The organism is uncultured Legionella sp., assembly GCF_937871865.1.
In the GTDB taxonomy this organism is placed as follows: domain Bacteria; phylum Pseudomonadota; class Gammaproteobacteria; order Legionellales; family Legionellaceae; genus Legionella.
Map to the genome: position 1 here is coordinate 1 of NZ_CALMPD010000106.1, position 9,078 is coordinate 9,078.

Below are 9,078 nucleotides of genomic sequence, written 5' to 3' on the forward strand. Positions count from 1 at the left end.
TTGGGCTCCCTTGCCCGTGGCTGTATCTGAATTTGAAACCATTTTCGCAGGCGAGAGAGCTTTTAGTGCTGTGTTCATGTATTTTATTAGCAGCCTGACACTCCTTAGAACGACTTAGCTTCGTTTGGCCTTTCTTTCTCGAGGGTGAAAATTTTGATGATGTATCCTTTAAGCTCCCTTGCCCGTGGCTGTATCTGAATTTGAAACCATTTTCGCGGCGAGAGAGCTTTTAGTGCTGTGTTCATGTATTTTATTAGCAGCCTGGCACTCCTTAGAACGACTTAGCTTCGTTTGGCCTTTCTTTCTCGAGGGTGAAAATTTTGATGCTGTATCCTTTGGGCTCCCTCGCCCGCGAAAAAAATGACGTAAATAGGATCAAAACCAACTCGCGGGAGAGGGTGTTTTACAATAGAGATAAAAACACAAATCAAAATTTATAAGAGAAAAGCATATTTAATGCGGCCTATATCCTATTAGTCCTTCTCGTATTATCATCAGTTAATAATATACTTTGAGTTCCTTAATGAATACCATTCTGATTTTTATCATGAGTTTTATGGCTCTGTTATGGGCAGCAAATCATTTAGTTGCTGGAGCTTCAGGTTTGGCAATGCGATTTAACCTTTCGCCGCTCATAACAGGGCTAACTATCGTAGCTCTTGGCACGACTGCCCCGGAAATTGCACTATCGATTCTATCTGCCCTTAAAGACAAAAATGATTTGGCGATTGGAAATGCTATTGGGTCCAATATTGCAAACATTGGTTTGGTTCTTGGTATTACCATCCTTTTAAGACCCACTACCATAAGTTACGCAACACTCAAAAAAGCTTATCCTATTTTAATTATTACAATGTTGTTTGCCTACAGTTTAATTCTTGATGGATATTTGGGGAAAATAGATGGTTGTATTCTGCTTATCAGTTGCATCGCAGTTATGTCTTTTTTTATTTATCTGGCAAGTCGTACTCCACAAAAAGATCATTTCTACAAAAAATTCAAATCAGCAGCATCATTAAGTCGCTCTTTAGGAACTAATCTGCTGAGTATTGTTTTAGGACTAGTAATCCTGCCCATCAGTGCCAAATACATTATAGCGAGTTCAGGAACTATTGCTCAATGGTTTGGAATGAGTGAACTGACAACAGGATTAACAATAATTGCATTAGGAACAAGCTTGCCGGAATTGGCAACCTCTGTCACCGCAGCGTTTAAGAACGAAGAGGAAATAGCCATAGGAACCATTTTAGGCTCCAATATTTACAACCTGCTATTAATCATCGCATTTCCTGCCATCATTAATCCCGCAAAAATCAATACGATTGTTCTATGGCGAGATATGCCCGTTTTGCTCTCATTAACCGTCCTTTTAATATTTTTAAACGTCCATTACAAAAAAAAGTTATCTCCATGGCATGGAGGAATTCTGATATTGGTTTATTGCAGCTACATAATTTCGTTAATATTAAAAGCAACGTAATTAAGCGCTGCAACGATCAGAACAGTATTTTGGGTTTAGGGTAGTGCTGAAGCTGCTTATTCTGGAAGACCCTCTTCTTCTCCTGACTGCCATGCTCAAGAATCTTGGTAGCTACGATAGCATCAGCTTGCCCCGCTTGTGCAGCCATATTTATCCAATACCAGGCTTTTTTTCTATCCTCAACCACTCCTTGTCCATAGTAATACATGTATCCAATCGCGTATTGAGCATCAGGCTGGCCTCTTGCTGCTTCAGGCTTTAAACGGATGAATGCTCGTCGATAGTCCTGTGCTTTAAAACTTTGGATGCCTTCACGCAGATTAAAAGAGCTGGCAATACATGCGGCCATCATTGGAATAAACATGAGTACTACTAATAATCGGGATAAACGTTTCATATTTTTATTCCTCTTTTAAAGGCTTTGCTACTGGTTCAAAGGTTAAATCATTTTTGGGCAAACTTAAACTCTCTAAATTGCCATTGCGTTCCACTAATACTCCTCCAGCCATAATTCGCTTGATTACTGCACCGCCAGGAATTTTATCATCAAGCTTATATGTTTTTTCCTCTCCACTGGAAGAGCGAATAATTACTTGTGATTCTTCCATGTCGTCAGCCAAAAGAATACCAACCAAGGTAACATCCAGCATGGATTTTTTAACACTGTCTTCATTCAGATTATCAGGAACATATACTCCAAATAATGAAGTATTCAAAATAGCGTTAAAAGAATCTTGTTTGGCCTCTCCTTGGGAATTGATCACTATATCTGATGACGAACTTTGTTGATTACCAGGAAAAAAAAGACTGGTGTATTCAAATAGTATCAAAACTGAAAAAAGAGAAATTAAACTGATGATAATCCATTTCGCATACCTTGGTGATACTAAATGATGAATATCAAATTTCATTTGGCTGCAGCCCTGTTAAATTATTAATAGAAAACTTGAGGCCTTTGGTTGTGCGCGACCACAGCACGCCGAAAATTCTGACTGAAATGTCAACAGGCCTAAGCAATGATGCTAACTCATTTATTCTATTTTAAAAATTAATAGGACACATCCTAACATAAATAAATAGATCTTCATCTATACTGGATATAAACCAGACAATAATAAATAAATTATTTAATACGAATAGCCCCTCTTGTGGACCTTGCAGTCGTACCATGGGTTATGTAATCAAATTTAAAGGACTTAAATGAATAAAGAGCAACCTCCTCCGCACCTACAATTAGCGATTATGTCCCGTGAATATGTAGTCTCCAGGGCTATTCATGCTGTAGCGCAACTAGGAATAGCAGACCATATGTCTGAGCAGCCAATTTCAATTACAAATCTCGCTAGACTAACATCAACAATTCCTGAATTATTAAATCGAGTATTAAATTTTCTATCTGATTACGGGTTATTCTCTAAAAGTGAAGAAGGATATGCTTTAACTCCTCTATCCGAGCCATTAAGACAGGATCATCCTTTTTCAATGAAAGAAGTATTTGGAATGTTCGATGAATCATGGTGGCAAGCATTTGCGTATTTGCCAACTCAACTAAAAACGGGAACTCCTGCATTTATGCAACAACATGAAATAGATTTTTTCGGATTTCATAACGAGAATCCTGATACAAAAAACCGATTTGAAAAAGGAATGTCTAAATTATCAAGTTTTGATGATAAGGCAATTACTAAAAGTTTTAATTTTGGTCAATATCCAAGCCTGGTAGATATAGGTTATGGCCGTAAAGATTTAGCAGTAACAATAGCAAAAGATTATCCAGAACTGGATATACAGCCTTTTATTTTTGCTCCAGAATTGATAAACCTTATAGATAATAATGTGTTCAAAACCCTGCCCTCAGCAGATGCCTGCATACTCAAAGGCATATTGCATGACTTTAATGATGAATTAGCACAAAAAATACTGATTCAGTGCCACACTAAAATGAAACTAAATTCTTCATTGCTCATAGCAGAACAGGTAATTCCCGAGAATAACCTTCCTCATACCAATAAAACGATGGATATAGTGATGATGGTTTTACTCGGGGGAAGCCAAAGAACCCTAAAACACTGGTGTAAGCTTGTGGAATCAGCAGGATTTAGTTTCAATAACGCTACTCCTGTTCAGGGATTATTCACAATCATGGAGTTTAAGAAATAATAAAAGGATTCTTTTCTGTAAATATTGACGTTCCATAGGGGCCGATGTTTTTACCAGTCAACTTATGCATAATGTAGTCAAATAAATGAAGAATTAAACTGATGAACGTTTTAGTGTTGTTCTTTTCGAACTGAATCCAGGTTGTCTCTTTACCTTGCACATCTTTGCTAACACCAAATAGAACTTCCTTGATCACAGGGCCTGATAATGAATATTGCTGCTGCGAGGATTTATGAGACGAGTAACGCGGGCTCAAGTTCGTATAAAACTCATCCACCAATTCATTATAAAATAATCCATTGTCTTCGAATCTTATATGCCCACCCTTTAATAGTTCTTCTAATGCATCTGCAGTAAAATTGCTATCCTGATTAAAATGCGATCTTAATTTACAAATAAGCCTTAATGTAAAATCAATTTCCAGATGCGTAGTAGAAATAAACTCCCCACTCTCCTCAATAAACTTAATTACAGGCTCAAGCATGTAGTTATAGTGTTGCTCCAATTTTTTGAAAAAAAGCAAGGTACTCATTCGTCGATATGCATTCTGTCTGAGTTTAATAGGGTTAGTTATAGCATACAGCAAATCATCGTAGAATAAATCCCTCAAATCATACTGCCCTACAGGTATCCAGCGTAAATTTGCGTAACAGCACTAATTTCTGTTCAAATTTAGTACTGTAAAATCGTACTCATAATGTAATTTAGGTGAAGCAAATGATGAGCATTCATAATGAACAAATTTTTAAAGCCCTTCCTCCTCATTTAACCACTCTCGATTTGTCAGAACATGGCTTATACTCTATGCCACTCAGAGAACTATTGGAGTTCTTTAAACTCCTACCTAAAAACTTGAATAGTCTTAATTTAAGTAATAATTTCCCCAATCTAAGATTCGTTAAAATATTTGATCAATTTATGAAAGCTCTTCCGGTTAATCTGACTGCTTTGATTTTGAGCAACAATCACTTAAATGATTTACCAAACGCATTATTGTATGCCGCATTTGAAAACCTCCCCTCAGGTTTAGTTATTCTCGATATATCTTTTAACAACCTTGGCCAGAAAACGGATAAGCAACTGGGTATTCTATTTGATGCTCTTCCTAAAAGCGTTGAGTGTGTGTATTTACAGGACCCAGAGCTCAATAAGAAAACTGATATGGAATTATCGCAATTGCTGCCCTCTACCGTGCATTATGTTATTACTGATAAAGAAAAAAGAGATTTAAACAAAGCAAGATTAATTAATGATATTGAATCCCTATTAGCAGCATTGAGCAATAAATCTTCAGAATTAAAGAAAAAAAATAATGCCATTGAGTCCAATACAATTAAATCAATCTATGTCCACCTGAACCTCTTAAAAAACAAATACAATAATGGCGCACTTGAATACAATGAGTTTGAAAGTCAATCATTGAGTGTGCTTGATGTAAACGAGTCTGTGCTATTTCAACATTCTGAATGTAAAGAACTGTTAATCGATACCGCTCTATACATTATCGATCTCACTTTTGATTATTTCCCGTATTTAGCCAATGTCCCTCAAGCGGTATGCAATACTGATTTAAAAATTCCCAAGGGATCAAATTGAGTTTTAAGATCGATCCACGATTGATATTGATCTACAAAATGGTTTTTCCAGTAACCGTCAGAAAGATCCTCCCCTAGATATCCTGATAAATAACGCTTTCCCCCTAAATTAATCAAGCATTCGTCCAAAGATTTAATCGCTTGTAAAACCCCATCCTTATACGGTGCTGGTACACCTGGATTCAAGATCATAAAGGAACATACAGAATCATCCTCAGGAAGCATTAAAAATCCTGCTTTCATTTTTTCCATTGGAACTATATGAACCAGATTAGCGTAATAAACAGGTAATTCCTTTAATATATGTGGTAGATGTTCCTGCAACACGTCCCGTCCTATAAAACACTCATACCACGGATGAAATAAATCCCATTGCCCAAGCATTTTCATTGCCTCAAACCTGGAGTTATGTCTTAAAAGAAAAGATGATATTGGTTCTTCCTGTACATTGATAATATTCCAGGGTTTCAAATGAGCTATCAACTCACGAGGATCAGGGCTGTTTTTTTCGAAATCCACAGACAAATGCATGCCATAAAGCCACTGAGTCATAGGAACACGTTTCCCCTCCTTTAATTGTGCTCCTTGAATCGAAGGGGAACAAAAAAGCTCCATGTAATCACACTTCTCTTTTGCTTTCTCTATATCAGTAAACCATTGTTTCTGATCGGCATACACAAGACATACCGTTTTAACCTGAGACTTCACTGATTTTAATTTAATACACGTCTTGGTGATTATTCCAAATCGTCCCTGCCCTGAAAGACAAGCATGAAATAATGGAGAGGTATTATCAACTAAATGCTTGACTCCGGCTCCATCAATAATTTCCAGAGCCTGTACATGAGCATTTATAGCCCCGAATTTAAACGAAGAAGCCCCTACCCCTCCCGCAGACAAAACACCACCTACCGATAAATTGCAATTATACGGCAATACAAAAGGCGCTTTATGATGCGGTAATGATGCATCTAATAAATTCGACCAACTTGAATTGGCTTCAACCCAAATGGTTTCCCCTTCATATTCCAAAGCTTTTGAAAAATTCTGCATAGACACTACTACACCACCAGCAACAGAAAGAGATTGCCCACATTGGCTTAAACCATTCCCACGGACAGTAACAGGTACTACATGTTGGTTTGCAAATCGAATAAAGGATTGTAATTCATCTGAACTATCAGGAATAAAAACAGCGGTGGGAGTTGAATGAAACACATTTCCGAAATCATGGCTAAAAGAAGCAAGCGTTTGCTCATCTCTGAGCAACGCTTGTCCTGTCTCTTGCTCATACTGTCTGATTTTCTCTATATTCCACTGATTTAATGACATGTTGTGGTTCTCTTTCTTTTGCTTGTTCTAATCGTTTGTTACATGCAAGAACCAAACCATCAAACATTTTGTTAAAGGCATCGTAGCAACGGTCTATCATTTTTAAAGCTTCACGACGAGTATTGATTGGTAAATGGACTGCGAATATTTTTTTCTCCATTTCTTCTTCAAATAATGCATGGGCCATTTCTACTTCAAGATGTGAACTTGAGAAGTATTTCAGATTTTTATCCTGGCCAGTTTTTTTAACTTGCTTTACTACTTTCTCGAAAAACACATGTCCTGAAGACTCAAGAGTCAAAAGTAATGCTACATTTAAGATCTCTTCATCCAATTTATAAATTTCTGACATGATGGCATAGGCGGCATCTCGTATTAATTGTGAATCTTTGCTGTATAACCAAGCAACATCATCACGAGCACTTGATGAATCATTGCACAATTCACTAATGTATTTTTTGTCACTCAAAAACCATTTTTCATGGCCAGCATCCTCCATGCGGTGGTGACGAGCAACTTTCTTTAAGTAGGGATCCTTTACACGTTCTTCATTGATACGTAAAATGTCCTGGAAGGTCATCGCCCAAAAAGTTAATTCAGGAACAAAGTAATTGATTTCTTCCAAGCTGTTTAATTCTTCCAATAAAGTAAAGAAAGGATGGTTCACAAATTCATTTTGCTTTGAATCGATATAAGCTTGAATAGTTTTCATGATGAACTCCACGCATAAAAGTAATTTCGACAAAATTATAAGTGCATCACGCATGCCAACTTTTTAACCAAAAAGAGCTAAAACAAATCAAAGCATTGATGTTTATTTATGTTTCCCGCTACTAAATCTCAGGTAGCGACAAAAAAATGTCCCTGACTCCCAAATAAACGACAAAATTTTGACCAAAAAACACCTTATAAATGAATGGTATAATTTAAATCAATTTATTTTCGCCAATTTTTTGTCATACTCTAGCATTAATTTATCAATATATTTCCAATTTAACTCCTTAACATCTGTTATTGAGCTACAAATTTGTTCTAAAAGTCTGGTTTGTACCTCTCCTAACTCTAAAGCGCGGGCATAAGGTGTATTAGTAAACATCACCAAAACATGTTTCGAAACGTAACGTTCTGGGTATCTGAGCATCAACTCACGCTCAACCCGTTTTTTTAAAATAAATTCAGGATTTCGAATATCGGAATGAATTTCATAGTAATTATCCATAGACATACGAGCCACAGCATCAGTATTTACTTTTCTTTGTTTGTAAAATGCTGGCATGACATGAAGCCAGTCATCATTATATTGTTCCAATAACTCATCAAGAATCCTACAATCTTCAAAAGCACTGTTCATACCTTGTCCGAAAAAGGGAATCACACCATGAGCAGCGTCACCAATCAATAAACACTCATCCCGATAATACCAGGGAGTGCATTTTATCGTGCTCATAAAACCCGTTGGATTTCCAAAAAACTCACTAACCAAATCCGGCATAGCCTTATATGCATCAGGGAATTCTTTTTGAAAAAAGGTAACCAAGCGTTCTTCATTATCCAAAGTCGCAAAACTGTCATGCCCTTGATTGGCTAAAAATAATGAGCCTGTAATTGAATCATCAGGATTAGGGTTACCCAATAGCATAAAGGAGTCTCTTGGCCAAAGATGTAAATGCTCGCGTGCCATCCCGACAGTGTGCGTTTTGCTGATAGATAATTCTTTATAGCTATGTGACAGGTAATCGCGGCTTGCCTCAACAATTCCTGCAGTTTTCAAGCTGTCTCTAACCTGTGAAGGAGCACCATCTGCACCAATTAATCGTTGATAACTGTATTCGCTACGCGTGCCATCTTTAGTTTCAAACAGGATTTTCTTACCAGGAATATCCAAATGCAGCAGCTTCATATCAAAATGTAAATGAATTTTTTGCGTCTGTTCCGCCTTATTCAGTAACAAGGCATTCAAATCCGTTCGCGATATCGCATTAATATGTTCGTCTTTATGACGGCCAAATGGTTGATAATGAATTTCACCATTCGCCTCATGAATCGCACGAGCGCGCATGGGCACCATTATTTTATTCACGTCATCCATCAAAGACATCGCATTAAGGCCGGTTATACCTCGACAAGACAGAGCAAGGTTGATCGAACGACCATAATCAATTGGACTGTCACGCAGATCAGAACGTGATTCAAACAGATCGACGGTATAGCCTCGTCGTGCCAAATATAAGGAGCAAAGCGTACCGGCCAAACCAGCTCCAATGATGGTAATGCTTTTCATGCGTTCTCCCTATCAATGCTTAATTCCACCCAACATCCAATGTTAGATTCTATAAATTTATCAATAAGTCACATTCGTATAAAATCCTTATATGCGGTGGTTTACCCACGGTATCCATGAGTCTCTTGTACAAGGCGCATGGACTTCCCGGATTTAGCCGTCATCCTGAGGAGCTGCGACGAAGGATCTCCCTGGATTCAGGAGATCCTTCGCCATGCTCAGGATGACGT

Annotated in this window: 9 protein-coding genes; 3 read left to right on the forward strand and 6 right to left on the reverse strand. The window is 37.5% G+C overall.

Going from position 1 to position 9,078, the window contains the following annotated elements:
• Positions 1-523 precede the first annotated feature (523 nt).
• Positions 524-1,480: a calcium/sodium antiporter gene (locus Q0495_RS05840; protein WP_298624051.1), complete on the forward strand. Its 957-nt coding sequence runs from the start codon at positions 524-526 to the stop codon at positions 1,478-1,480.
• A gap of 16 nt (positions 1,481-1,496) precedes the next feature.
• Here the strand turns inward: Q0495_RS05840 and Q0495_RS05845 are convergent, their stop codons facing one another.
• The gene (locus tag Q0495_RS05845) at positions 1,497-1,877 is read right to left on the reverse strand and encodes a sel1 repeat family protein (protein WP_298624052.1); all 381 of its coding nucleotides are present in this window, start codon (positions 1,875-1,877) and stop codon (positions 1,497-1,499) included.
• A gap of 4 nt (positions 1,878-1,881) precedes the next feature.
• Positions 1,882-2,391 (reverse strand): type II secretion system protein N, encoded by a 510-nt coding sequence (locus tag Q0495_RS05850; RefSeq protein WP_298624054.1) that lies wholly within the window; start codon positions 2,389-2,391, stop codon positions 1,882-1,884.
• A gap of 289 nt (positions 2,392-2,680) precedes the next feature.
• Here Q0495_RS05850 and Q0495_RS05855 point away from each other — a divergent pair, with 289 nt between their 5' ends.
• A complete protein-coding gene (locus Q0495_RS05855) occupies positions 2,681-3,640 on the forward strand; it encodes a methyltransferase (RefSeq protein ID WP_298624056.1) in 960 nt (319 codons plus the stop codon).
• Here the strand turns inward: Q0495_RS05855 and Q0495_RS05860 are convergent.
• Positions 3,630-4,172 (reverse strand): hypothetical protein, encoded by a 543-nt coding sequence (locus Q0495_RS05860; protein ID WP_298624058.1) that lies wholly within the window; start codon positions 4,170-4,172, stop codon positions 3,630-3,632. The two genes, Q0495_RS05855 and Q0495_RS05860, sit on opposite strands and share 11 nt — an antisense overlap.
• 185 nt (positions 4,173-4,357) lie before the next feature.
• On the opposite strand from Q0495_RS05860, the gene Q0495_RS05865 reads away from it, so the two are divergent.
• Entirely contained in the window at positions 4,358-5,236 is an 879-nt protein-coding gene (locus Q0495_RS05865) for a hypothetical protein (protein ID WP_298624060.1), read from the forward strand.
• On the opposite strand, the gene Q0495_RS05870 is transcribed toward Q0495_RS05865, so the two are convergent.
• The 3 genes from Q0495_RS05870 to Q0495_RS05880 form a co-directional block, all read right to left on the reverse strand.
• Entirely contained in the window at positions 5,188-6,567 is a 1,380-nt protein-coding gene (locus Q0495_RS05870; RefSeq protein WP_298624062.1) for an FAD-binding protein, read from the reverse strand. The two genes, Q0495_RS05865 and Q0495_RS05870, sit on opposite strands and share 49 nt — an antisense overlap.
• Positions 6,524-7,279: a hypothetical protein gene (locus tag Q0495_RS05875; protein ID WP_298624064.1), complete on the reverse strand. Its 756-nt coding sequence runs from the start codon at positions 7,277-7,279 to the stop codon at positions 6,524-6,526. The genes Q0495_RS05870 and Q0495_RS05875 overlap by 44 nt, the downstream gene beginning before the upstream one ends.
• A 219-nt stretch (positions 7,280-7,498) precedes the next feature.
• Positions 7,499-8,848: an NAD(P)/FAD-dependent oxidoreductase gene (locus tag Q0495_RS05880; RefSeq protein ID WP_298624066.1), complete on the reverse strand. Its 1,350-nt coding sequence runs from the start codon at positions 8,846-8,848 to the stop codon at positions 7,499-7,501.
• Positions 8,849-9,078 lie beyond the last annotated feature (230 nt).

Bases quoted from the DNA above. Each gene is read 5' to 3' on its own strand.
- Q0495_RS05875 (WP_298624064.1), bottom strand. From the start codon at position 7,279: ATGAAAACTATTCAAGCTTATATCGATTCAAAGCAAAATGAATTTGTG.
- Q0495_RS05870 (WP_298624062.1), bottom strand. From the start codon at position 6,567: ATGTCATTAAATCAGTGGAATATAGAGAAAATCAGACAGTATGAGCAA.
- Q0495_RS05855 (WP_298624056.1), top strand. From the start codon at position 2,681: ATGAATAAAGAGCAACCTCCTCCGCACCTACAATTAGCGATTATGTCC.
- Q0495_RS05880 (WP_298624066.1), bottom strand. From the start codon at position 8,848: ATGAAAAGCATTACCATCATTGGAGCTGGTTTGGCCGGTACGCTTTGC.
- Q0495_RS05860 (WP_298624058.1), bottom strand. From the start codon at position 4,172: ATGAGTACCTTGCTTTTTTTCAAAAAATTGGAGCAACACTATAACTAC.
- Q0495_RS05845 (WP_298624052.1), bottom strand. From the start codon at position 1,877: ATGAAACGTTTATCCCGATTATTAGTAGTACTCATGTTTATTCCAATG.
- Q0495_RS05865 (WP_298624060.1), top strand. From the start codon at position 4,358: ATGATGAGCATTCATAATGAACAAATTTTTAAAGCCCTTCCTCCTCAT.
- Q0495_RS05840 (WP_298624051.1), top strand. From the start codon at position 524: ATGAATACCATTCTGATTTTTATCATGAGTTTTATGGCTCTGTTATGG.
- Q0495_RS05850 (WP_298624054.1), bottom strand. From the start codon at position 2,391: ATGAAATTTGATATTCATCATTTAGTATCACCAAGGTATGCGAAATGG.